Source organism: Paractinoplanes bogorensis (genome assembly GCF_018829635.1).
Taxonomy (GTDB): Bacteria; Actinomycetota; Actinomycetes; order Mycobacteriales; family Micromonosporaceae; genus Actinoplanes; species Actinoplanes bogorensis.
Window position 1 is genome coordinate 227,989 of sequence record NZ_JAHKKG010000016.1, and the last position, 24,641, is coordinate 252,629.

Genomic DNA, 24,641 nt, shown 5'->3' on the forward strand with positions numbered 1-24,641 from the left:
GAGGTCAGACAGTGGCGATGTCCCGCAGTTTGAGTTCACCGGCAAATTGGTGTGCCAGGTCCCCGATGACACCGCTTCGCCATGCTGCGTAGTACATCTCCCACCACGTCCGCAGTGATGTAACCATCGTGTTGTTCCACCGTCGACGGGCCACCGCGTGATCTGTTGTCCCGTCGATGGCGGCGCCCAGACCTGGGTCTTGCTTCATGACGGCCGTGGTGGCGTCGTGCCAGAGATGCCTCGGCGACGCCGCGGGTTGCTTTGCCTCAGCCAGAACATCCAGGTGGTAGAAGCGTCCAGCGGATCCAAAGCGATCCAGGGCCTCGAGCACGACGGGAAGGATCGCGTCCGCGTCCACCTCGGCTTCGAGCCCAGTCAGGTGCCCCGGCGCCGTCCCGCGTAGTCGGCGCAGCAGCGGTCGAGCCGCACTATCTGCCGCCAAGACCTGGTGCCCGATGTCCCGCATCTCGGATTTCGACGGCCACGGTCGCCCCTGATCGACCGTCGCCAAGCCGATCGTCAGCTTGAGCATCTTCTCCGCTCCGAGAGCGAGCAGCGACATCACCGCAACGGCGCCGGTGTCGTCGTCCCGGACAGAGGCGAGCATGTCGAGGCCTCGAGTGAAAAGTGCCGAGGCGTCGGTGCACTCGTGGACCAGGGATAGCTTTTGTTCCTGCGTAAGGCCAATGGTCACTCATCCACGGTATGAACCCTGTCCAGCTCTTAATCGCGGCCAGATGTAAGCCTCTGCTGGGTGGGTCACGCCGCAGAGTGGCGACCGGCACAGTCGGCATTCACCCATGAGTGCATCTCAGTGGCGGCCTCATCGTCCGATCACTAGTGTCGCCCGACATGAAACAGTCGGCGTTCGAGGAACCAACGATCCGACGTGATCAATACCTGACAATGTCGGAACCGACCTCCGCTTGGTTCACCACGGTCACCCTGCCGGAAGCCGTCGAGGGCCGACGGATTATCAACGAGCTCTACTCCCGGTTCCCGGACGAGAACGGCCGGATGTACGCCGATCTTCACTCGGCGGACAAGAAGCGCTTCTTCAGCGCGCTCGACGAGCTGTACGTATACAACCTGCTGGCCCGCCACTACGACGTTGCGTACGAGGAAGGGGAGGGTACGACGGGTACTCGCCTGGACTTCCGTCTCTACCGCGATCAGCAGTACGTAGGAGCGCTCGAAGTACTCTCCCTGTTCCAGCGCGACGACTGGACCGCCGAAGAACGCCACCACGCGACCTTGGCCGACGAGATCAACAATCGACTCCCGTTGACCACTCACTCTCTGATGTTCGATATCCGGCGCTGGGTAGGAACCCCGAACCTGCGGCACCTTCTCCGCTGGCTCAACGCCACCCTGGACGACCTTCGGGCTAACCCGCAGATTCTGCCGCTCGACGGTACGGGCACCCCCGAGAAGACCTACGTCGGACGGGAGACGGAGATCTCGTTCCAGTTCCTCGCTCTGCCTCCCGACCACCAGGTCGGCCCGCAGGATCCGACCGTCGTCAGCGGCGCAGCGATGGGCGGCCTCATCGACTCTGCCGTGCGCCTGCGTGAACGACTCGACACCAAGGCCGGCAAGTATGACCTGAGGGGAAAGCCGTTCGCCATCCTGGTCGGCGCGCGTGATCTCTGGTGCACCATCGACGAGGTGCACCAGGCACTGACCGGAACGCCGGCAGTCGTTATCGCCACCGGCGAAAGCACCCGGCAGAGAGACGGCTTCTTTGGCGTCGGCCGTCAGCACTCGCAGGGCAAACGCCGTCAGGTGTCCGCGGTGTACTCCTTGCACGACTGGTTCCCCGGCGGACCCGCCGAGCCCCGCATTACCCGCTTCGACAACCCCTTTGCCGAACAACCATTTCCTGTCGACGCTCTGCCGCATGTCGGGCATTGGGGCGTAAGCCGACGCGAGGTCGGCCGAGTCAGTGCCGACTGGCTGACAGCGCCGATAGCCTCATAAACGGCTCACCTACTACCGACTGGGATTTGGGTGCTGCGACGCAAAGACGGCCAATAGGGAGGCGGCCAAACGACTACCAAAGGTAGTTTGGATTCGTGAGTTTCCAGCATGTCTGTGAACCGTGTCGTATTGCGCTCGACCTACCGGCCACCCGTTCACACCTGAATAGGATGAAGCGGCGCACCGCTGGATTCGGAGGCCGCACCGCTGCCTCGCGCGCGATCGTGCGGCGTGATCAGACCGGCAAGGCGCTGCTCGTTGGTGAGCGTTTGAAGGAACTCACGATCGTCACGCCAACTGCCTGTGTCTGCCAATGTCAGCAAAATGGGCACGATCCTGCTATGTGCACCGGCGACGACGACTTCGAGATCGGCGGCCGGCCGGGGTCGGGTGCGGTAGACGCCACGGCGGCCAAGTTCGGCATGGAACCCATCCCCGAGATGGTCGCGTCGATGCACGAACAAGTCGCAGCACTGCTCCAAGCTCTCATCGCGCTCTTGGAGGGCACCACCGACGACGAGCGCGCCGAGATCGAGCGCGAGCTCGAGACATCCCATGAGGGCTACGAAGACATGCTTCGCAGACTTCGCGATCTGCTCACCGAGCGGATGCCGGCCCAGATGTCTCTCGCGCCTTATAAGGATCTGAAGCCGAATCTGAAGAAGCTGGCCAAGTTCCGCAACAGCAAGGTGGCGCACTCCTGGCCGCTCGCTGGCAACTGGTTCGAGCGGGCCAAGCGGGTAGGAGGCAAGTGGGAGACCTTCACGGTCACTCCCGAGGAGGTCGCCGAACACATGGATTTGGCGTTCAACTTGATCTCACAGCTGACGTTCGTGCCGAATTATGTCTTCAGCTCAACTGATAAGGATCCGTCTGCTCTTAAGCGGTTTGTCCGCGCGATCGAGAACGGCGATGACGACCAGTCCGACTAGCTTGGCCCACCTGCCGCGGGCGCGATAGGCGGAGCGGCCGGGCCGAGTACTCCGTCGCAATACATCGACTCGACCTCCTGCAGCAGCTGCCGTCGGCTACCCGAGTTCGGTGAGCCCGTACAGGAAGCGGAGCCGGTGGCCGGTGGTGTCGCTGTACTGCCACGGCAGGTTGACCCGCGACGGATCGTCCAGACCCGGGTGATAGCCGGGCACACGGGTCAGCGGCGTGAGTCGCATGATCTGGTCGAGCGCGGTCAGGCACTCGGGGAAGATCTTGTTGATCAGCTTCCGGACGTCGACGGCGAGGCGGCCTTCGAGGGGGTCAGCGGGTCGTGGTGCTCCGCTGCGACGGACCGTGACGCTGTGGCGGCCGGTGCCGGGTAGCCACTTTTCTGCTGTTGCCCCGCCCGGCGACTGGACGTGGATCCCGAGGTTCCCCGTCGTCCAGCCGGTGTGGCCTTCGCGCAGGAAACCGCGGAGCTTGTCCTGGGTCTCGGCGTCGATGGTGAGGTAGAAGGTCTTGTTGTCGGTGGTCAGGTCGAGGGCTTCGTTGTGGACGCTGTTCCGCAGCCAGCGCAGCACCTTGAAGACCCGATGCATCTGCGTGCCGTCAGCGGTGTAGTCGTAAAGGTCCTTCGCGATCGGCTCGAGCTTTCTGTGCCACTCGAGGTTCGGCCAGCCGATCTTGCGGACCGGGTCGTTGATTTGCAGGAGACAGTCGGTGATTCGGGCGGAGACATCGAACGCCCCTACGAGCGAAAAGAGCAGTGAGTCCAGCTCGCACAGCATCTCTTCCGGTTCGTGCCCGTCCATCGTGGCGGACAAGGCAAATACACCGTCGCGGAACTGCAACGCGCGCGAGATCCGGGTCAGCAGGGTCTGGTTGAGCTGCTCGATCGTGAGGTCACCACCAGGCGTGCGGTCGTGCCAGGTGCGGCCGGCTTGATTCCACCGCTCGAACGCGGGCATCGCCGTGTAAGCAGCGCTGTGGCGCATGTCAGTCGGATGCCACCGGACGGCAGAGCCGCCAACGATCATGTACTGCCGGTGCCAGCGCAGGTACAAACCGATCAACGCGAGCGCTTCGTCGGGGGAAGCGAGGCGGGCCAGGCTCTTGCCGTGCGGTCGTCCGCGCTCGGCGAGCAGCCAGCGCCGGCCGGTCACGACCAGGTCTGCTTCCAGTTCGGCGCCGATGCGGTAAAATATCGCGCCGTCGTAGCCGTCCTGGGTGCTTATGCCATGCCGGGAGGTGAAGGCGGCTGCTTCGTCGACCGCTTGCTGGTAGTAGTAGATCCCGCTATAGCTGGTCCCGCTCGGCCTCCGGACCTGGAACGAGAAGGTTTCGTGACCTTCTATCGGATGCGGTTCACCCAAAACCACATCGCCATCCTCCTTGAGCTCGTCGGCGATCCGCAGGACCTCGAGGGCGTCGTGCCCGAGGTAACTGCGGAGCACTGCGGCAGCATCCGGGTAGCCGGTGCTGCCGCTACCGAGGAACGGATAACCCTGATAGTCGCCATCACCGTCGACCAGTCCGGTTGCCAGCGGCCAGTCGATCAATACACGCAGGCGTTCCGGCTGCGAACGGGCAAACGGGTTCGGCTCCCGGGACGAGCGGAGAGCCGGCGGCGTATACAGCGGCAGCGGCATCCGACCACTTAAGCACCAGCCACCAGCACAGGCGATCGACTATTTCGGTGCGAGTTAAAGTAACGCTTGCCATCCAGCGCCGCGGCGGTGCCGGCGCCTACGGCGTAGATGGCCTGCCGGTAGGTGTGGTCGACCGGGTCGCCGGCGGGGAACACGCCCGGGATGTTGGTGCGAGTCGAGGGTTGGTAGACCTTTACGTACCCTCGTCGTCCAGCTCGACCTGGCCCTTGAAGAGCTCGCCGCGCCAGTTCTGCCCGATCGCCATGAACACGCCGGTCACGTCGAAGACCTTCGCTTCGTTGTCCGGAGGTTGCGTAGGCGGGCACCGGAGACCTTGCCGTCATGCCCGAGGATCTCGTTGGCGTCCTCGCGTTCGTTGCGTTCGGCCAGGCAATGCAGCAACTCGTCGCGGTCGGCGGAGAGGTAGAGCATCACGGGCAGGCACGCGATTCACGGGCTGCTGGTCAGCACTCATAACGGTTCGGCAAGTTCGGCAGTCCGTGTTTTACCTTCGGCGCGGCCATGGAATGATCGCTGCACGCGGTAATCAGAGGGAGGCGGTGGGTATATGACCAGCCCGGGAAATCCCTTCGAGGCATCAGCGTCAGCGCTCGGATACCTCTACCAGCTCCGCGTGGCGCTCCAGCGGTGCGTGGAGCTCTCGAGGGGCGGGATCGAGTGGAGTGTGGCGATTGAGGCAACGGACGATGTCCAGACCCTCATCGGCTCGCATATCGAGCTGACCCAGCTGAAGAAGCGGGCAGACAATGTGAGACTGACGGACCTCTCTCCGGACCTGTGGAAGACGATCAGAGTCTGGTCACACGCCGTCACCGAGGGGCACATCGACCTTGCCGAGACAAGCCTCTACCTGATTACCACCGCAGAGCTGCCGGACGACAGCGCGGGGTTCCTCCTGCAGCCTAAGGCCAGCGGGCACCGTGACGAGCAGGCTGCCGAGGCCCTCCTCGTCCAGGCACGGCAGTCCTCGAAGAGCACGACATTGGCCAAGGCCTTCGAGGCGTTCGACGCGCTCGGGGTGCAGTGCCGGGCCGAGCTCATCAGCCGGGTCGAGGTCATCGGTGACGCGCCGGGGATGGACAAAATCAGGGAGGAACTGCTCGGTTATGCAAGCTTGGCTGTAGAGCGCCGGTATGCCGAGTCCTTTCTTCAGCGTCTTGAGGGCTGGTTCTTCGAGCGGGCGTCCGTCCAGATGAGCTTCCCGGGGTCGGATCCGGTGACAGGCTCCGAATTCGACGAGCTGTTCAACGATCTGCGCAATCAGATCGGAGAGCACAACCTGCCGATCGACCCTGATATCGCCGCGCTCACGGCTGCGACCCCGGCCGCTGCCGACGCCGCCGATAAGGTGTTCGTGCACCAGCTCCGGCTGATCGACGTGGGCGCGGAGCGGATCGGCTACGCGGTTCGGGACTGGGTGAGGGCCTTCGCTCAGCGCTCCCGCTGGGCGAACGAGAACCTGTTACGTGCCGGCGAGATCGGCGCGTATGAACGCAGGCTCGTCGAGGAGTGGCAGTCGCGCTTCGCTGAGATGCGCGAAGACCTCGGCGATGAAGCCACGGAAGCAGAGATGAAGCGCGAGGCCAAGCTGATCTACAGGTGGGTCGACCGGGAGGCCCGGCTTCGCATCCGCACAGGCTGTGAAGAGGTGTTCGTCGTCAAGGGGTCCTACCAAATGCTTGCGGACGAGCTGCAGGTCGGGTGGCATCCGGACTTCAGCGCCCGGCTGGCGGCTCTGTTGGAGCCGGCGGGAGCCGCTGATGGCTGAGCATGACCTCAGCCGCGAAGAGCGTGCCCTGTTCAATCCGGCCTTCATGGCACTCGTATGCGTTCGGGCTGTGCAGGGCTATGAGAAGCAGTACCGCTCTGCCTGCCCAATTCCAGTCGCAGTGACCGCCGCGGTTATGGCTCTCCAGCCGTCTATCCGGACGGCGCTCCCCGCCACCCTCCGCTCCGGGCTGATGAACTGGCTCGATGAGAACGAGGCCGTGCGCGTGGCAATGGGCCTCAACGCCGCCGCCCTCGCCGCCGTCGTGCGACCAGGCCTGCTTTTCGCCCTTCAGATCGATGTGCTAAGGCTTCAAGGCGCTGGGCTGACGGGGAAGGCACGGGCCGTGACGGCCCTCAAGGACGGCCCCGGACAGAACACCGCGATACAGAAAGCCGCCCACCAACTCGGGCGCTGGCTGCCCAGCACCGGCAGCATCAGTACCGTCCTGACGCTCTTGGGAGTCCAAGCGTGACCTTTCAGATCCAAGCGGTCACCGTCTACGGCAAGCAGCCCGGACAGGTCCGCACGGTCCCATTCCACACCGGCACCTTGAACATCGTCACGGGCGACTCCCGGCGCGGGAAGAGCGCGCTGCTGACGATCATCGACTACTGCCTGGCTAGCTCCGATTACCCCGTCAAGGCCGGCAAGGTCCGCACGTACGTGGACGCCTACGCCGTAACCCTGGTGAAACCTGGCCAGCAGCTCTTCGTCGCCCGGCGCGCACCGGCATCAGGGAACGCCGTGAGCACCGTGCTGTGTGTCCTGTCCCAAGCCCCAGAGACTCCGCCTCCCCCGTTGGAAGAGTTGACCTTTGCGACGCCCCTGGATACCGCCAAGGACATCCTTAGCGAATTCTGTGGCATCGACCGCACCATCAAGGTGCCCGCAGTCGCCCGCGCCCAGACCATCGCTCCGTCGATCCGCCACGCGCTGTACTTCTGCTTCCAGGCGCAGAACGAGGTCGCTAACCCCGACCTGCTGTTCCATTCCCAGGGTGAGGAGTGGCGACCGAACACCATTCGGGGTGTGATCCCGTACTTCCTCGGCGCCGTCGACCCCGAACAGGCAGCGCTGCGCAACCGGCTGCGACTCCTACGGCGGGACCTTTCCGACCTTGAAGCCAAACTAGCCCAGGCCCGCGACCTCGGTCCAGCCTCGGGCCAAGCCCGAGCGCTGCTTACCGAGGCGGTCGAGGCAGGGCTCGCCCCGTACCTCGACAGCGAGCCGACGGCGGAAGAGATCCTTAGCTTTCTGCGGCTCGCCCTGGAAGGCAGCATCTCGCTGGAGCCGGAGTCCAGACCGGACAACGACGGTGACCCGTTGGCCGCCGCCATCGGCCGGCGTGCCCAACTGCGGCGCGCCGTAGGGCAGTCCCGGGCCCGCATCGCAGACCTCAAGCGCGCGGTTAAGGAGAATGACGACTTCGCGGGCGAGGCAGGAGAGCAGCGCCAGCGTCTCGCGTCTCTCGGGTTGATGCGGCTGTCCCCGGAAACCTCCCAATCCGCGCAATGCCCGGTGTGCGAGAGCCCGATCGCCTCGGCCAACACCACAGTGGCGACGATCATGCACGACCTCGAACGCCTCGATGGCGATCTGCAGGTGATCGGCAGCGACACACCCGCCCTGCAACGCCAGATCGCCCTGGAGGAAGAGCAGCTGCAGCAACTGCGCGCGGCGCTCTCCCGCAGCCAGGATGAAATTAACGAAATCAGCGCCGGGCTGCGCGCGCTGCAGCAGGAGCCGGACCAGGCGCAGCGGGCCGCCCATGTGCGCGGCCGTATCAGCCTCTACCTCGACACCACCGCCGAGCATGTGAGTGCCCCGCAGGTCGAAGACCGCCGCGACGACCTCCAGCGTCAGATCGCTGATCTGGAAGAACTCCTGAGCGACGATACCCAGGGCGACCGGCTCACCAGTTACCTGTCGCTGATCAGTCAGAACATCCGCACCAAGGCTGCCGCGCTGGAGCTTGACCACTCGGACGCGCCCGTCCGACTCGACGTCAACCGGCTGACTGTCGTCGCCGACACGGCCGACGGCCCCGTCCGGCTCGCCGACATGGGCAGCGCCGAGAACCACTTGGGCTACCACGTCGCCACACTGCTGAGCTTGCACGAGTGGTTCAGTGAGCACCGCGGACCCGTTCCGCGGATGCTGATCCTCGACCAGCCGTCCCAGGTGTACTTCCCGCCGGACTACACCGGCGAGCCCACACCGCAGGGAAATGACCTCAGCCACCTGCTGAATATTTACCGGACCATCAACGACACCGTCCAGGCGCTCGACGGCGCGCTCCAGGTCATCGTCGTCGAGCACGCCGACTTGGCAGATCCGCTCTTCCGCGACCACGTCGTCGAGCGCTGGCGCTACAGCAACAGCCAGGCCCTCGTACCACCGGAGTGGATCACTGAATCGATCGACGACGAGGACGAGTAGCCGAGCACTCGACATTCGGCGTCCGCTCCACACTGGCAGCGTAAGCCGGTGGCCAGTCAGCACGATATAGAAACCGTTAACAAGGCCACGCACGCCATCGCGCCCATCCAACGCTCCTCGCGAGCCTGAAAAAGGATTCTGCTGGCCAATTTGCGCTGCAGTCCGTCCTGCACGACAGGCCACAGCGATCTCCGCCGATGTGGCCCCGTCGCTTCCGCGGCGGCCTTCTGGCGGTTCGCACATGTCGAATTGGCTCCTCATTCGGTGACGTCAGCACGCGTGATGGTTGCCGGCATGACGCACGCCCGGCGCGAGTGCGCGGATCTGCCGATGAGAGTGCGTTTCGGTTTGGAGGATTCTTTAACCCTCTAAATGACGAAGCTAATACCCGAATTCCGAATCACTCTGATCCGTCTTACAGGCGAAGCCTTCGTCAACTACTTGCCGGCCAAGTGGGTTGCGCTCCTTCAAACTCGCACTCCTCTACGAAGTCGGCCCCTTGCTCCAACCTAATCTGGAAGCTCAGCCGCGCCATCACGGTAGTGCCGACGTGAGCCATATGGTCGTTCCAATCCCACTCAAGCATGCGGATATTTCCATCATCATCCACGAGGTATCCGACGTCACTCTTGTATGCGAACCCATCGAGCGTGATCTCGGCTTCAATTTCGGCCTGGATGAGAAGCGTGGTGTCGTCATAAGTCTCGTAGGTCTGCCAAGTCAGGGATGACGCATCGGCGTCCACTGCGTCGATCGATAGCCCTTCAAGCTCAGAGGGGATGCCGAGGCCCGAAAAGTTGAGGCCGGTTGTTGCCGCGTTGTCGGTCTTGACGTCCTCGCCGTTGAGATTTTCCAGCGCGCTGATGACGGCTTCCTTGACAACCTGCTCGACTGGCAGCGGCTCAGCACCCTCGTCGCGGGTGGTCGTAGCGAACGCAAGAAATTTAGCTAGCTCGTCGGAAGTCTTGGCGAGCCCAGCCACCATCGGCGCTAGGGCGCCATGTTTCAAGAGTTCTTCAAGATTCGCTACCCAGAGCAGCTTTCCGGCAGCGTTCTTAACCTCGGCTTCCAGTTCGGGCGCGAGACCGCCAGCCTGGCAATAGTCGCCCGTGTTGTTAGTGACGAAAAAATTCTTGGCGTTCGCCGCTGACGTTAACACGACCGCCTTGACGGTCTCCCAGACGAGAGCGTCGCGAAAGCCCTTTCCGCTGGGGCTAAAAGGCTTCTTACGCGCGAGGTCGCGCTGAAGAATAGTCTCAACGTCGACATGCTCAGGAATCGGTTCAACTCGGACCCCCAGCGACAACAGCTTCTCGCGCGTCGCTTCCTCGAACCCCGACTTGTCGGCCTTGGCGTTTACTGTCTCGCTGTCGACCAGGCCTTTGGTGTCGATGCCCATCTCGACAAGCCTTTCGCGAGACTTTTTAAGGCCGGCGATCTTCCCATTCGCGATCTGGATAGCCTCTAGGGCTCCGGCTTCCCAGTGCCGGGCCGTCTCGCGAAGGACCACGTCGGGCAACACCACCTCGATCCTAGACATATGACATAGGGTAAGTATTTGCATCCAGGCAGTCGATTTCAACATGACATCGTCGAACGTCGAGGTAGTGTCGACGATGACCGTAATCATTTCCATCTCCCAGCTACGGATTCATTTGGTTCGCCGGTGTCTCGCCGCCCGATGCACAGGGAGCTGTGGCGACTTTGGGAGTGAGCGTAGGTCAACGCACGGATCTGCCGCTCCGAGCGTACTGGCGTCCATCGTCACCGGTGACGCGCGGTGGTGTATGGCTATTTCCTACTCCGTGTCCGATGTCGTCCGAGGTTGCGGGCCGACGGAGCGGTCTGGTCCGGGCGGGCACTCGTCAGTCGGACAGCAAGCCGTTTACATCAGCGGTGAGGAACCCCAAGCTGAGGGCCAGATCACTGAGGCTGTCGGCCACTAGGCGACGACGGGCTACGTGGTCCGGCTCGAACGGACCGACGATGCGCAGTCCCGTCTGCGTCCGGGAGACATCGTGCGGGCCATCGCCGAGTGCAGCGAGATCGAGGACGTCCGCGAGGTTCAGCTGGCGGGCGACGCCGTCGTCTTCCCCGGCATCGCGCGCGTCCGGTCCGGCGTGGATGTGGAAGACGACGAATGGGGGCGCCGCGTATGGCAGTCTCGTGAGGTCGGGCTCCAGCGCCTCGGGCAGCGAGACTAGGACCTCCCACATCGCGACCAGAGCGTCGACGAGGTTGACGATCGGCAGGCGAGAACGCTTCGCATGCGTAGGCTCCGGTTTCAACTGGTCGTGCGTCCCAGTGAGCAGTCGAAGGTCGAGGCCAAGGTCAACGGTGGCTAGGACCGACGACGGGGAACGCCAGTTCCCGGTTTGCAGTACCGAATTCGCGGTCACCACCGGCGGGCCGTCGGGCGCAGTGATCTGTGCGCGGACGTGGGAGCTGATGGCCGAGTGATTGCTGTTCGAGCCGCTGGCGAGGTTCCACGCCGGCGCAACGACTTCCGCAGTGTGGCGGTGCGCGAACCTGGACATGTGCGCGGCGAGGCCGGACTCCGTGAGCAGCCCGCGGTGCCTGTGCCTAACCGCCAGCGGGAGTGATTGCGGGCCGTACTTCCAGTTTTGCCAGGAGACGTCGAGGACGGCGCGCAAGTGCAACTCGGCGGGTTCGCCGGTGGCGAAGTTGTTGTGGTGGGTCTCGAAGTCGCGGCTAGTGTGCGGCCGCCACAACAACGGCCCGCCCGCCGTCACCTGGGCCAATCGGCCTGGTCCCCATCGGCCACCCTTCAGCTCGACGGTCTTCGCGTCGGCGCGAATCAACAGCGGAGAGGTGGCCGGGGCTGCGGGCAGGCCGACGTTGCTGATGCTCGTCCCCGCGTCGGCGGTGTTGCCCGCCTCGCACAGGTCTTCCCAGATGTCGCCCGGAACAACGGCGCCGCTCCGGCTCGGCATTACAGTCAGAACCGGGCCGGGCGCGCCGTTGCGGCCGGCAAGTGGTTGGATCAGGCCGGGTCCGACCGCGGTGACCGGCTGCGTCGGATGCCCGAGCTTGGTCTGTCCGCCTCCGGCGGCGTACGCGTTAGTGAAATGCTGGCGCTGCCGCCCCGCGCCTTCACCCACTTCGGGATGATTCAGCGGCGGGGGCGAGGGAACCGCGGCGGCAACGGCCCTGTTCAAGGCCTCGATGATATTCGCTCGTGGGCCGCCTTCAGCGTTCCAGCCGGTCGAGAGCAGTCGCTGAAGGTCGTCGTGAGTAAGCCAATGAGTCGTATCGCCATCCCGAATCGGGACACCGGCTGCCATGGGCATCTTCCTGCCGTCGGGCCCTGGGACGACGAACGGCTTGGCCGTTTCGGGTTGCACCGGAATGTCGATTACCAGCACACCTCGCTCATCATCGACGGGATAGAAGTCGACGGTGAGATCACGGATGAGTGGTCGGACGCGGTCGCGGACGAGTTTGCGGTACCGATCGACGTCGACCAGGCGGGCCGGGACAGGCTTTACCTTGTCGATGATCTCGCGACCGTTGTCGACCCGCGTGCCAAATCCGACAAGGAGCAGACCGCCCCGGCTGTTCGCGAACGCAGCCACATCCTTGATCAGCTCACCGGCACCAGCAGTATCGTCGAGCGGGTACACACCGGACTTAACGTCGAGGACCGCGGACTCCGGGGTCCCGACGAACCGGTCCCAGCTGCGGGCCGAGACCCATTCTCGCGCGATCGCCGCTGGGCTGCTGTCCATATGAACAGTTTGATCGCACCGCAAAACCTTCGACGTTCGGGGTCAATGCGAGAGCGCGGGGCCTGGCCCAAGTGCAGCGTATGAGATCGGCCTACAGACGTTGCGTCGCCTGGACAGGTATTTGCCCTGGCGACGGTACGAGGACCGAATGTGTGAGCCTGCCTCATGCATGGGACCGCCAGGTCCGCCGTACCTTGGATCCTCAGCAGATGACCTGGAAATCGAGCGCAAAGTCGGTGATCGCCCTTCTACGATCGGCGGGCGCGGCAAGGGCGATGGAGGGGGTCATGGTTCAGGGCGACGAGGCGATGCGGCAGGCGTTGACGGCACAGCAGGCCGACATCTACCGGCGTTTGGCGCGTCTGGTCAGCGCTGGAGCGGCAGAGTTTTGGCGGGAAGCTTGCGACCGGATGGCCGAGCCGGCACGCCCCACCACGAGTCACATGGTTGGTCACGCCCTGCGGGAAGTCGACAGCGCGATCCGGGCCGTCCTTGAGGAACACGCCATGACGCAGGTCGACCAGGACGAGATCAACAAGGCCAACAAGAACAGGAACAGCGGAAACCTCAAGATCTCGGCGATCTGCGACGACCTGCAGATTCCAACGACGCACCCGCTAAGGGCGTTCTGGCTCGGCCAGAACCCGGACGTGCCGATCGGTCTGCATCGGCGCGCTCACCGCAACGGCCTTGACTACCCCCGCCCCGTTGATACCGACTTCCAGGCATTCTTTCTTCAGATGGAGGCGTTGTTCGACCTGATCCTCGAGCGCTTCGAGCGGCGCTATCGTGCGGTCTTCGATGACCTCGACATGCTCTTGGCCGAGCAACACCCGGCCGAGGGACATGCAGAGCGTCTCGCGCAGAACTTTCCCGCCAACGAGACGGCACGGCGGTACTTCTTCACCCGGGCCTCAGTCGCGTGGCTCAGCGTCCTGCGTACGAAGGACTTCTTCCGCAACCCGCCACAGCCGATCACCGATCCGGACGGCCAGGTTCTGGCCTTGAAGCGATGGCCCGAATCGGAATACCTGATTCGGATGGCCGCCATCGATCCGGCCGCGACGACCGAGGCAGCGCTTGACGTCCCGCCGACGGACAACAGCTATGTGATTTGGGATTTGGTCAACATCGGGCTGGCCCTACCTTCCGCATCCGCCATGCAACTCGTGCCGACGATCATCACTTCAGTGCCCGGCCCATACGGTGTGATCGCAGCCGACCAGATCGGTGAACTCGCCCTGCACCTAGCCCGCGACGGCTACGCCGATGCCGCCGACCAGCTGATTCGCAGCATCCTCAAGGACGTACCCGGAGATGGGCAGGAACCTGTCCGCGCCTACGACTATGTCAGCGTGGTCCGCGGGGTGCTGCCCGAGGTCGCGACCCTGGTCGGGCTGCCCGCGTTGGAGTTCGCAGTCGGATTGCTCGATATCACGGTCACTACCTACGACGGTGATGGGGAGGACCACTCGCAAATCTGGCGGCCATCGCTGCTGACCGGCGAGAACGGGCCGTACGGACCCTCTGCCCGCGATGCCCTCATTGACACCATTCTCTCAACAGCCGACGCGCTGCTGGCCGCAGGCACCGCGACCCTCGAACAAGTTCTCGGCCTGCTGGAGCAGCCCCGGGCTCTGATCTTCCGCCGCATGGCGCTGCACCTGGTGCGTGAACATGGCCACGGCGAGCGGGAGGCCGTCCACCGGTACGTCTTCGGGCGGGGTCTGCTCGCGGACGACGGCGCCGCCTACGAGTTTCAGCTGCTGCTCGCCAATGCTCACGGCTGGTTCGAGGCGCACGAGGTGCAGCAGCTCGCCGCCGACATCCTCGCCGGCCCGGACCTCGAAAAGTGGCGGTCCCGTTACACCCAAGCGGGTGAAACTCCGGACGTCGAGGTCCGAGTCCGCGAACAAGCCGACCTGTGGATCCGTGATCGACTGGCACCCCTTGAACCCGTCCTCGATGCCGCCGTCCGCACCCGATACGAGCGCTTGATTGCCGAGCACGGCCAAGCGCTCGACCTAGCGGTCGCGCCGCTGCGGATCACCTTCGGGTGGAGCAGCGGGGATTCTCCGGTCGATGCGGCCGAGCTGGAGTCGTTGTCGTCGACGGACCTTGTCAGCTTCCTCGCAAGCTGGCAACCGCCGCAGGACTGGCGAGAACTCGACCGAACATCAATCAAACCGGCCCTGAGCGCATCCATCGCCGCGTCCGCCGAGCAGCGCTCGCAGGACGCCACCGTGTTCATCGGCATCGAGCCAGCCAACACCGCCGCGATCCTCGAAGGCTTCGTCGTAGCGGCTAAAGATCGTCGAAAACTTAATTGGCCCGCACTGATCGACCTTGTCGCCTGGGTCGACGCCCAGGCTGTCGCAGAGCTCTCCGCAGGCCGTCTCGGCCGCGCCGACCGGCAGTGGCGGTCAGCGCGCTACAACGTCCTGCATCTGCTGTCGCTTGGGCTGAGAGACGACGATGGGGGCATCCCTACCGAATGTGAGTCCGCGGTTATGGCGATCGTCCGCTCCGCCACCGCCGACCCCGATCCTCAGACCGAAGGGGAAGACTCGTCGGCCGCACTGGACGCCGTCCGCTCGACGGCCCTGCACACTGCCCTTCGTGTCGGCGTATGGAAGCGCCGAACCGACTCGAATGCAAACGTAGACGACGTCCTGAGCCTCGTCGAGCAGCACTGCGGCGCCACCGACGACTCCAGTGTCATTCAGGAAACCCTGGGCCGGGCGTTGCCGACGGTGCATTACCTCGCCGCCGGCTGGACACGGGAGCACTTGGCGGACATCCTGCCCATCGAGGCCGGGCGAGAGAAGGCGTGGACGGCGGCGTGGCGCGGCTACATTGCCAACCAGCCACCGCATCGCGACCTGTGGGACACGCTGCTGCCCCATTACGACCGAGCTGTTGCTGAGCTTTCCTCACTCGAAGATGAGTGGGCGATCTTCCGGGCCAGCCAGCTCGCCATCCATCTCGGGCACAGGTATTGGTTCGGGCACATCGACCTGGACGATGCCGACCAGCTCCTGCGCCGCTTTTACAGGCAGGCACCCACGCGCGCGGCAACGGTCATCGTCGAAAGCATCGGGAGGACGCTTGCCGCGGCTGCACCCGTGGAGCCCGATCGCCGCGACCGCCTGATGAAACTATGGGAGTACCGGCTCTCCGGTGATGACCCGACCGCAACTCTCGACGAGCTGGAAAGCTTCAACGCCTGGTACCTCAGCGACGCGTTCGACCAAGCGTGGGCCCTCGCCCAACTGCGCGCCCTAATGTCCAAGAACAAGAATGTCTATCCGAGCAGCCGCGTGTTACGCAAGATGGTCGACAACGCCGAGCAGCACGCCGCAGCATGCCTCGACATCTTCGAGCAGTGGCTCGACAATGCCCCGCATTACTGGGACTACGCCAGAAGCCTCGACGACATGACGGCTATCATTCGGACCGCCGCCGGTGTCGGCCAGCCGGAGCGCGTCCGTGTGGAGCACATCGTCAGCCGGTTCGCGGCCCGAGGCACCATCCAGCTACGGTCGGCGCTGTAACCCGAATTGATCTATGTGAGCGGCGACGTTTGCCGGCGCCAAGCTATCGGCTGCTTGAGACCTTGGTCCGGAGGAGCTCGTGAAGCCTGCGGAGAAGCACGGGCACCTGAGCCGCGTCCTCGGAGAGCTACCGAACCGTTCCGCCCTGGGCGCACCAGCAAACAGCTCGTCTTCTTTAGCTGCGGCCAGGCGATTCGAACAGCGGCTTGATCAACAGTTGCTTACCCAGGTTGAACACCGCTCGTTACTACTCCGCGGTTGTGATTCTCCACCGCAGTTCGCCAGGCCCGGCCGAGTGCAGCATCGGGACCTCGCCATCAAGCCAGCCGATCGGCGCCATCGACAGCCCGACGACATCATCCGCCGTCCCGCTCTCGAGTGAACTGCGCTTCGCGGCTGCTAAGCAGGGAAGAAACGTCCCTTGTGCCTGGCAGGAACAGTTATCGGGCAAAACGAGGGTTGGTATAAGAAAGGGGCCACCGAAGTGGCCCCTGACCTGCTTAAACGCTCCCCCGATTGGACTCGAACCAATAACCTGCCGGTTAACAGCCGGCTGCTCTGCCAATTGAGCTACAGGGGATTGCTGCTGGCGCCGGTGTTGCCTGGTGCCGGAGAACAGAGTACATGACCGGTACCGCCCTGCGCGAAGGGGTTCCCCGGCACGCCGCCGCGGGGTGGAAACGGGGAACGCAGGAGTACGAAAGCGGCAGCATGGGTATGCACGGATCATCGACGCACGCGCGTCACCGAACGGAAGGAGCCGCCATCATGCGCGGAAAGCTGATGTTCATCACTGGTCTCGCGGCGGGCTTCGTCCTGGGCAGCCGGGCCGGCCGGGAGAAGTACGAGGAGATCCGGGCCAACGCGAAGAAGGTCTGGGAGCACCCGTCGGTCCAGGAGGCCGCCGGTGTCGCCCAGGCGCAGGCCAACAAGCTGTACAGCGAGAGCAAGGACAAGCTTCAGTCGTCCAAGCTCGGCGAGAAGCTGCACGTCACGTCGGACGACTCCACGACGGAGACGCTGGCTTCGACGAACAAGACGGGCACCACGTACTGATCGGAACCACCGCAGGCTCTGGGGCCGCCCTCAATGGTGAGGGCGGCCCCAGCCTGTCTCTAGGACTTGGTGGAGAAGGCCGCGTCGAACGCCGCGGTGGGGGCGTCGAACGCCAACCGGCGGACGAACTGCAGGGCTTCGGGGGCGCCGACCAGGCGGTCCATGCCCGCGTCTTCCCATTCGATCGAGAGCGGTCCGTCGTAGCCGATCGCGTTGAGCGCCCGGAAGCAGTCTTCCCAGGGCACGTCGCCGTGGCCGGTGGAGACGAAGTCCCAGCCGCGCCGCAGGTCGGCCCACGGCAGGTGGGAGCTGAGCCGGCCGCGGCGGCCGTCGCCCGTCCGGACTTTCGCGTCCTTGCAGTCGACGTGGTAGATCCGGTCTTTGAACTCGAGGATGAAGTTGACCGGGTCGAGGTCCTGCCAGACGAAGTGTGACGGGTCCCAGTTGAGCCCGAACGCGGGCCGGTCGCCGATGGCTTCGAGGGTGCGGCGGGTGGTCCAGTAGTCGTACGCGATCTCGCTGGGGTGCACCTCGTGGGCGAACCGCACGCCGACCTCGTCGAACACGTCGAGGATGGGGTTCCAGCGGTCGGCGAAGTCCTGGTAGCCGCGTTCGATCATCGACTCGGGGGTGGGCGGGAACATCGCGACGGTGTGCCAGATCGACGATCCGGTGAAGCCGACAACCGTCTTGACGCCCAGCTTGGCGGCGGCCCGGGCGGTGTCCTTCATGCGTTCGGCGGCCCGCTGCCGTACGCCCTCGGGGTCGCCGTCGCCCCAGATGTCGGCGGGCAGGATGTCTTTGTGCCGCTCGTCGATGAGGTCGCAGACGGCCTGGCCGACGAGGTGGTTGCTGATCGCGTAGACCTTGAGGTTGTACTTGGCCAGCTGCTCGCGCTTGCGGTCGATGTAGTCGGGTTCGGCGAGTGCCCGGTCGACCTCGAAGTGGTCACCCCAGCAGGCGATCTCGAGCCCGTCGTAGCCCCACTCGGAGACGAGCCGGCAGACCTCGTCGAAGGGTAGGTCGGCCCACTGGCCGGTGAAGAGCGTGATGGGTCGCGCCATGATTTCTCCCTCGGAACTGAACAGCACTGGGCGGGCGGCGAGGGAAGGGCCGCCCATAGCACCGCCGGGGAAGACCGGTTGGGGGTTGCGCCTCCCACGACCCGGTCCGATCCGTCGATGCCAGCACCGACTCTAGAGGAATTTCAGCGCGCCGGGCAGGGCTCGTTCTCCGGGGCCAGGCCCAGGGCGGCCAGCTCGGCCAGCAGGTAGGTCACGTCGCCGGCGATCTGTTCCACCGCGGAGGCCCGGCTCACCAGCGTCAGGTTCTCGGTGAGCGGCCCCTGTCGCCCGAACAGCTGCCGCAGCCCTTCGCGCCACGACTCGGTGGTCGACCCGGCGACGGCGTTGAGGCGTACCTCGACGATCGACAGGCCGGCGTCGGTGATGGTCTCGATGCCCGCGGCCGGGTCGGGCCAGTTGCGGGCGGCGTGGCCCAGGTCGAGGCACACGCCGAGGCGGTCGCGGTCGATGCGGCTGAGCCCGGCCACTGTCTGCTCGGGACTGTCGAGCACCAGGCCGGGGGCGGGGATGAAGCCGACGCGTACGGCCCGGCCGTTCTGCCAGGCCAGGTCGGCCAGCCCGTGCGAGAGTCGGCGCAGGATGCCCAGGGCGGCCTTTTCCTCGGCCTCGGCCCAGCCTTCGCGCGGGCCGAGGCCGATGGTGCTGACCGTGCCGCGGACGGCGTCCTCGTCGAGCAGGTCGAGCAGGATGCGGGCCAGGTCGAGGGTGTATTCGCGGCGGGTCGGTTGGTCCCAGCGGGGGGTCTCGCCGCCGCCCTCGTCGAAGGGCGCGCCGCTCAACGTGACGACCTCGAGCCTGCGGGCGTCGAGCTCGGCACGAAGCCGGGTGCGGGCGCGGCTCTCGACGGCGAGGGCGGCGGCGAGCGTGGGGGGAAGCCAGAGGCTGACGCCGAACGCGTCGGCACCGAGCCGGGCGCGGACCGCGCCGTAGGTGTCGAGCTGACTGACGACAGACGGTAGATTGCCCGCTGTCGCGGCACTGATCTCGCAGGAAAGGTGCACGACCCGGCCGGAGGGATGTCTCAGCCGCATCGAAGTCCTCCCCGGACGTGAGCACCGGCGCATCTGCACGTGCATCGGCACGTGCTTACTGGTCCAGTATGGACCATGTGGCGGCCTGTGCTCGACGCGCGCGTGGCGGGCTTGCGCGTTGCCATGTCGCCTCCATCCGTGGAATCACCTGCCCTCGGATACGAGAGTCATGCGTCCTCAGGATCAGCGGCGTACGCGACGTGCGACGCGATGACCGGCGCGAACATGATCGACGCGGCCCGATTCTATCGGCCTCCATCAATCGATGCGGGCACGGTGACCAGCCAGTAGGGGCCTCCGGGCCGGTGCTTAATCGGTTCCACCGGGCCCCATCTATGTGCACCATGTGAAAACTCGGGCATGCACGAAACGATCTCGCGTGCGCCCGCACTGGATCTTGCGCCGCGCAGACGCCCGCAAGGCAGACGCCCGCGGTCGGCGAGCAACTGTCAGTGGTCGCCCAGCAGCCGGGTGGCGAGCACGGCCGCCTGGGTACGCCGCTCCAGGCCGAGCTTCGCCAGCATGCTCGAGACGTAGTTCTTGACCGTCTTCTCGGCCAGGAACATCCGGCCGGCGATCTCGCGGTTGGTCAGCCCCTCGGCCACGAACTCGAGGATCCGGCGCTCCTGATCGGTCAGCGCGGCCAGTTCGCGCGGCTGCTCGACCCCGTTGCGGATGCGCTCGAGCACCCGCTGGGTGACCGCCGGGTCGAGCAGAGACTGCCCCTGGGCGACCCGCCGCACCGCGTCGACCAGGTCGGTCCCACGGATCTGCTTGAGCACGTAGCCGGAGGCGCCGGCCATGATCGCGGCGAACAGCGCCTCGTCGTCCTCGTACGAGGTCAGGATCAGCCCCCGGATCGACGAGTCGACGGCCCGTACGTCCCGGCACACGTCGATGCCGTTGCCGTCGGGCAGACGCGCGTCGAGGATCGCCACGTCGGGTCGCAGGGCCGGGATGCGCCGGGCCGCTTCCGGCGCGGAGCCCGACTCGCCTACGACCTCGATGTCACCGCCGGACTGGAGCAGGTCGATCAGGCCGCGGCGCACGACTTCGTGGTCGTCGAGGAGGAAGACTCGGATCATTGGACCTTCTTATCGCGTACGGAAGGCCTGGCCCCAGGGTCTTTGGTCCTGTCACCGTAATCTTGGGGCGTGGCCGAGCCGATGAAGCCCGAGCTGGGTCTGGGTCCCCTCTCCCGTGTACGCCTCGACGAGCTCCTGCAGGAGATGCTCGACCGGGTCGGTGAGGTCGTGACCAGCCGCGAGCGCCTGCGGGCCCTGCTCGACGCGGTGGTCGGCATCGGCACCGACCTCGACCTGCGCAGCACCCTCCAGCGGATCGTCGAGGCGGCCTGCGCGCTGGCCGGTGCCCGCTACGGAGCGTTGGGCGTGATCGGGGCCGATCGCACGCAGTTGTCCGACTTCATCACCCACGGTATCGACCCGGCCGGCCACGCCGAGATCGGCGACCTGCCGCACGGCCGCGGGGTGCTCGGGCTGCTGATCACCGACCCGCAGCCGGTCCGGCTGCCCGACATCACGCGACACCCGCACTCGTACGGCTTCCCGCCGCACCACCCGCCGATGCACAGCTTCCTGGGCGTGCCGGTGCGCATCCGCGATCACGTCTTCGGCAACCTCTATCTGGCCGAGAAGCAGGGCGCCCCCGAGTTCAGCGACGACGACGAGGAGATCGTGGTCGCGCTGGCCGCCGCGGCGGGCGTGGCCATCGACAACGCCCGGCTGTTCACGCTGGCCCAGCGGCGCGAACGCTGGCTGGCGGCGACGGCCGAGATCACCGGCGTGCTTCTGGGGACCGTACGCCGTACGGAAGCATTGCAGTTGATCGCCCGACGGGCCCGCGAGGTGTCCGGCGCCGAACTGGTGCTGGTGCTGTTGGCCGGCGACTCCGGCTATCGCGTCGAGGTGGCCGACGGCGCCGACGGCCTGGCCGGACAGGCCGTCGACTTCGACCCGAGCGACTTCCGGGTGGTCGACGACCTGCGCGCCGCCGCCGACTGGCCCGCCCCGGTGCCCGCCGGGCCGGCCGTGGTCGCCCCGCTGACCGGCGCCGACACCCCGTACGGTCTACTGATCGTCACCCAGGCACCCGGACAACCGGTCGCCGACGACGACGCGGTGCTGCTGTCGACCTTCGCCGGGCAGGCCGCGCTGGCCCTGGAACGCGCCCGCGCCCAGGAGGAACGGGAACTGCTGGCCGTGCTCGCCGACCGCGAACGCATCGCCCGCGACCTGCACGACGTCGTGATCCAGCGGCTGTTCGCGACCGGCATGCAGCTGCAAGGCGCGGCGCTCCAGTCCTCCCGGGCCGAGACGACCAAGCGGATCAACGCCACCGTCGACGATCTGGACGAGACGATCCGCGACATCCGCCGGTCGATCTTCGAACTGCGCGCCCCGGTCGGGCCGTCGCTGCGGGCCGCGCTGCGCGAGACCGTCGAGGCGGCGGCCCTCGGCTTCCGGCCCACGCTCGACACGATCGGGCCGGTGGACAGCGCGATCCCGGACGACATCGTGCCCGAGCTGCTGGCCGTACTGCGCGAGGCGCTGTCCAACGTGTCGCGGCATGCGCGGGCTTCGGGCGTACGGGTAACCGTGCGGGCCGCCGAGGGTGAGGTCAGTCTGCAGGTCTCGGACGACGGGGTCGGTTTTCCCCCGTCGGCGGCGCGCGGGGGACTGGTGAACATGGCCGAGCGGGCCCACGACCTGGGCGGATCGTTCGAGGCCGGGCCCGGTCCGGACGGCGGCACGACGCTGATCTGGCGGGTGCCGATCTCCTCGTGAGACGGGACTTTCGGCCCTGAACGGACCGCGGCCGCCGGACGCACGCTGGTCTCATGACACCGCTCGAGCAGGCCGCACAGGCCGCGTTGCACGCCCCGTCCGTCTTCAACACGCAGCCGTGGCGCTGGCTGATCGACGGCGACACGATGGAGCTCCAAGCCGACGAGTCCCGCCGGCTCGAGGCCACCGACCGTGACGGCCGGTTGCTCACCCTGAGTCTCGGTGCCGCTCTGCACCATGCACTCACCGCACTGGCCGCGGCCGGCTGGTCCTACTCCGTGACACGGCTGCCGTCGCCCGGTGTGGTGGCCCGCATCGAGCTCGGCGCCCCCACGTCGCCGGCCGCGCTCGATCTTGCCGCCGCGATCCCGGTGCGGCGTACCGACCGGCGAGCCTTCGGAACCCGTGCGGTGACCGACGCCGAGCTCACGAAGCTGCGTCGCCTGGTCGAGCAGAACGGTGCGTATCTGCACGTCGTGCCGGCCGACAAGATTCCCGCGCTGGCCATCTCGGCCGAGCTGGCCGGCGCCGCTCTTTCCGACGATCGCGACTACCGCGCCGAGCTGCGTGAGTGGACGCACCGACCGGAAGGTTCCGGGGACGGCGTACCGGTGGACACCGCGGTGGAGCCCGGACTGCGGCGTGTTCCCGTACGCGATTTCGCGCCCGACGACACCCCCGGGCTCGCCATCGGCACCGCCCACGACCAGGGTGCGGCGTACGTGATCCTGTTCGGCCGGGGCGACTCGGAACTCGACCTGCTGCGCGGCGGCGAGGCGCTCTCGGCCCTGCTGCTCGCCGCCACCGCCGACGGCCTGGCCACCGCCCCGCTCAGCGACGCCGTCGAGGTCGAGTGGCCGCGCGTGCTCGTCCGCGGGTTGATCGCCGGCCTGGGCGAGCCGTTCGTGGTGGTGCGCCTGGGCTATGCCGACGCCACCACGCCACTGCCGCCCCGCCCGCGCCGCACCGACGCCATCGCCGCCCGCTAGCCATGCCCGGCGACGACCTGCTCCGCGCGGCCACCGCGGGCATCCGCGCGCCGTCCCTGCACAACACGCAGCCGTGGCTGTTCCGCGAACGCGACGGCGCCATCGAGATCCTGGCCGACCCGTCGCGCCGCCTGGCCGTGGCCGACCGGACAGGCTGGGCGACGCGGATCGCCATCGGTGCCGCCACCTTCAACGCCCGCCTCGCTCTGCCGTCGGCGGTGGTGACGCTGCGCCCCGACCGCGCCGACCCCGACCTGATGGCCCGCCTGACACCCGGCCCGGCGCGACCGCGAAGCTATGGCGAGCAGGCCCTCTTTGAGGCGATCCCGCGCCGGCACAGCCACCGGGCCCCGTTCTGGCCCGATCCCGTGTCACCGTTGTCACGCCGCCGCATCATCGAGGCCGCGAGGGCCGAGAACGCCTGGCTCGACCTGTTGGTCGGCATGGTCCCGCTGGCCGGCTTCGCCGAGATAGCCCGAAGCGCCGACCGTGTCCTGCGCCGGGACACCCGCTACCAGTCCGAAATGGCCGGCTGGACCCACGCCGACAACGCCCCCGACGGCGTACCGGTGTCGGTCGGCGGTCCCGCGCCCGAGCCGCAGGACCTGTTGCCACAGCGCGCTTTCGCCGACCGCCGCCGCGCGCCGGGCCGCGACTACGAGCCGGAGCCTCTGGTCGCCGTGCTGGGCACGGCCGGCGACCGTCCCACCGACCAGTTGCGGGCCGGGCAGGCGCTGCAACGGGTGCTGCTGACCATCACCGACGCGGGCCTGGCGGCGTCGCTGATCTCCCAGCCGATCGAGGTGCCGGCCGCCCGCGACCAGTTGAGGCGGGCGCTGGGCCGCAGCGGTCACCCGCAGATGGCTCTCAGAATCGGCTACGGCCATCCCGGCCCGGCGGCCCCACGCCGCCCACTCATCGACGTCCTGGTGAGTTGAGGCTGCTTGTTAGCTTCGATTTCGTGACCGGTCGGCGCAGAGCCCACAGCGGCCGGGATTCCCGCCGCGCCCGTTCGGGCCGTCAGCCGGCACCCGAACCGCGAGGTTGTCGATCAGAACGTGGGGCTGCCCCGCACCGATGAAACCGTGAGCCGCTACGCCGAACTGGCCGGCGTCGACTTCCGCGGGACACCGGTCGAGATCGTTCACAACGCCGACGACATCGCGTGCCTGGACTTTCAGGGCGTGGCCTACGCCGCCGAGGACAGCTTCTACGAGACCTGGAGGAGAAACCGCGCATGACCCGGCTCACCGTCGAAAACGTTCATCGCCTGTCGAGTCGCCCGTGGCTCTTCGTCACGGGCGAGTTGGAGGGCGACCCGCTGCAGGTCGGCGACGAGTTGACTTTCTCCGAAGATGACCCGGCGGTCGTGGTTGTGCGCGCGATCGAGTTTCACGGCGCTCCCACGAAAACGACGATCGCCGTCGACGGCCCTGGCGCCACCTCGATCGCGCAGGGCGTTGTGCTGACCGGAGCCGGCGTCCGTGGATAAGCCATGCCACGGAGATGGACCGTGGGCATGATGGTGGTCGGTAGCTCAGGTTCCGTTGGAGCCGGACCAGGTGCAGTTGTGTGAC

General features: G+C 66.3%; 19 protein-coding genes, 1 tRNA gene and 1 pseudogene. 12 read left to right on the forward strand and 9 right to left on the reverse strand.

The genetic code is table 11. The annotated features are described in order from the left end of the window. Positions 1-4: 4 nt before the first annotated feature. Positions 5-694 (reverse strand): hypothetical protein, encoded by a 690-nt coding sequence (locus KOI35_RS41100; RefSeq protein WP_215795144.1) that lies wholly within the window; start codon positions 692-694, stop codon positions 5-7. Positions 695-852: 158 nt separating this feature from the next. On the opposite strand from KOI35_RS41100, the gene KOI35_RS41105 reads away from it, so the two are divergent. Together KOI35_RS41105 and KOI35_RS41110 are read left to right on the forward strand one after the other, a co-directional pair. After that, positions 853-1,980, forward strand: a complete 1,128-nt coding sequence (locus KOI35_RS41105) for a hypothetical protein (protein ID WP_215795146.1) — start codon at positions 853-855, stop codon at positions 1,978-1,980. A 95-nt stretch (positions 1,981-2,075) separates the two neighbouring features. Then, complete coding sequence (locus KOI35_RS41110; protein ID WP_215795149.1) at positions 2,076-2,912, forward strand: hypothetical protein; 837 nt, start codon at positions 2,076-2,078, stop codon at positions 2,910-2,912. Positions 2,913-3,008: 96 nt separating this feature from the next. On the opposite strand, the gene KOI35_RS41115 is transcribed toward KOI35_RS41110, so the two are convergent. After that, positions 3,009-4,562 (reverse strand): hypothetical protein, encoded by a 1,554-nt coding sequence (locus KOI35_RS41115; protein WP_215795150.1) that lies wholly within the window; start codon positions 4,560-4,562, stop codon positions 3,009-3,011. An 8-nt stretch (positions 4,563-4,570) separates the two neighbouring features. After that, positions 4,571-4,919 (reverse strand): annotated as a pseudogene (locus KOI35_RS41120) (NAD(P)/FAD-dependent oxidoreductase); the annotation flags it as partial. 211 nt (positions 4,920-5,130) lie between these two features. On the opposite strand from KOI35_RS41120, the gene KOI35_RS41125 reads away from it, so the two are divergent. From KOI35_RS41125 to KOI35_RS49190, 3 genes are read left to right on the forward strand one after another with little or no spacing between them, the layout of a single operon-like run. Continuing rightward, positions 5,131-6,351: an ABC-three component system protein gene (locus tag KOI35_RS41125; protein WP_215795151.1), complete on the forward strand. Its 1,221-nt coding sequence runs from the start codon at positions 5,131-5,133 to the stop codon at positions 6,349-6,351. Then, positions 6,344-6,826 (forward strand): three component ABC system middle component, encoded by a 483-nt coding sequence (locus tag KOI35_RS41130; RefSeq protein WP_215795152.1) that lies wholly within the window; start codon positions 6,344-6,346, stop codon positions 6,824-6,826. Before KOI35_RS41125 ends, KOI35_RS41130 begins: the two co-directional genes overlap by 8 nt. Beyond that, a complete protein-coding gene (locus tag KOI35_RS49190) occupies positions 6,823-8,793 on the forward strand; it encodes a DUF3732 domain-containing protein (protein WP_215795153.1) in 1,971 nt (656 codons plus the stop codon). Before KOI35_RS41130 ends, KOI35_RS49190 begins: the two co-directional genes overlap by 4 nt. Before the next feature lie 433 nt (positions 8,794-9,226). Here KOI35_RS49190 and KOI35_RS41140 read toward each other — a convergent pair whose 3' ends face one another. Together KOI35_RS41140 and KOI35_RS41145 are read right to left on the reverse strand one after the other, a co-directional pair. Further along, positions 9,227-10,423, reverse strand: a complete 1,197-nt coding sequence (locus KOI35_RS41140; RefSeq protein ID WP_215795154.1) for a PIN domain-containing protein — start codon at positions 10,421-10,423, stop codon at positions 9,227-9,229. A gap of 235 nt (positions 10,424-10,658) precedes the next feature. Beyond that, entirely contained in the window at positions 10,659-12,542 is a 1,884-nt protein-coding gene (locus tag KOI35_RS41145; RefSeq protein WP_215795155.1) for an AlbA family DNA-binding domain-containing protein, read from the reverse strand. A 209-nt stretch (positions 12,543-12,751) separates the two neighbouring features. Between KOI35_RS41145 and KOI35_RS41150 the strand changes: the two genes are divergently transcribed. Next, positions 12,752-16,096 carry a hypothetical protein gene (locus KOI35_RS41150; protein ID WP_215795156.1) on the forward strand — a complete coding sequence of 1,115 codons (3,345 nt, stop codon included), beginning with the start codon at positions 12,752-12,754 and terminating at the stop codon, positions 16,094-16,096. A 507-nt stretch (positions 16,097-16,603) separates the two neighbouring features. On the opposite strand, the gene KOI35_RS41155 is transcribed toward KOI35_RS41150, so the two are convergent. Beyond that, positions 16,604-16,676 (reverse strand) — tRNA-Asn (locus tag KOI35_RS41155). A gap of 188 nt (positions 16,677-16,864) precedes the next feature. Between KOI35_RS41155 and KOI35_RS41160 the strand changes: the two genes are divergently transcribed. Then, complete coding sequence (locus KOI35_RS41160) at positions 16,865-17,152, forward strand: hypothetical protein (protein WP_215795157.1); 288 nt, start codon at positions 16,865-16,867, stop codon at positions 17,150-17,152. Between the two features lie 59 nt (positions 17,153-17,211). Here KOI35_RS41160 and KOI35_RS41165 read toward each other — a convergent pair whose 3' ends face one another. From KOI35_RS41165 to KOI35_RS41175, 3 genes are all read right to left on the reverse strand, one after another. Then, entirely contained in the window at positions 17,212-18,216 is a 1,005-nt protein-coding gene (locus KOI35_RS41165) for a sugar phosphate isomerase/epimerase family protein (RefSeq protein ID WP_215795158.1), read from the reverse strand. Between the two features lie 143 nt (positions 18,217-18,359). Next, positions 18,360-19,268: a sugar phosphate isomerase/epimerase family protein gene (locus KOI35_RS41170; protein ID WP_215795159.1), complete on the reverse strand. Its 909-nt coding sequence runs from the start codon at positions 19,266-19,268 to the stop codon at positions 18,360-18,362. A 449-nt stretch (positions 19,269-19,717) separates the two neighbouring features. Beyond that, the gene (locus KOI35_RS41175) at positions 19,718-20,353 is read right to left on the reverse strand and encodes a response regulator (RefSeq protein WP_215795160.1); all 636 of its coding nucleotides are present in this window, start codon (positions 20,351-20,353) and stop codon (positions 19,718-19,720) included. 81 nt (positions 20,354-20,434) lie between these two features. Here KOI35_RS41175 and KOI35_RS41180 point away from each other — a divergent pair, with 81 nt between their 5' ends. The 5 genes from KOI35_RS41180 (at position 20,435) to KOI35_RS41200 (ending at position 24,556) form a co-directional block, all read left to right on the forward strand. Beyond that, entirely contained in the window at positions 20,435-22,075 is a 1,641-nt protein-coding gene (locus KOI35_RS41180) for a sensor histidine kinase (RefSeq protein ID WP_246614629.1), read from the forward strand. A gap of 53 nt (positions 22,076-22,128) precedes the next feature. After that, the gene (locus KOI35_RS41185; RefSeq protein ID WP_215795161.1) at positions 22,129-23,064 is read left to right on the forward strand and encodes an Acg family FMN-binding oxidoreductase; all 936 of its coding nucleotides are present in this window, start codon (positions 22,129-22,131) and stop codon (positions 23,062-23,064) included. 2 nt (positions 23,065-23,066) lie between these two features. Further along, positions 23,067-24,002, forward strand: a complete 936-nt coding sequence (locus KOI35_RS41190) for an Acg family FMN-binding oxidoreductase (protein ID WP_215795162.1) — start codon at positions 23,067-23,069, stop codon at positions 24,000-24,002. A 120-nt stretch (positions 24,003-24,122) separates the two neighbouring features. Next, positions 24,123-24,305 carry a hypothetical protein gene (locus KOI35_RS41195; protein WP_215795163.1) on the forward strand — a complete coding sequence of 61 codons (183 nt, stop codon included), beginning with the start codon at positions 24,123-24,125 and terminating at the stop codon, positions 24,303-24,305. Then, positions 24,302-24,556: a hypothetical protein gene (locus tag KOI35_RS41200; protein WP_215795164.1), complete on the forward strand. Its 255-nt coding sequence runs from the start codon at positions 24,302-24,304 to the stop codon at positions 24,554-24,556. The genes KOI35_RS41195 and KOI35_RS41200 overlap by 4 nt, the downstream gene beginning before the upstream one ends. The last annotated feature ends 85 nt before the right edge of the window (positions 24,557-24,641 follow it).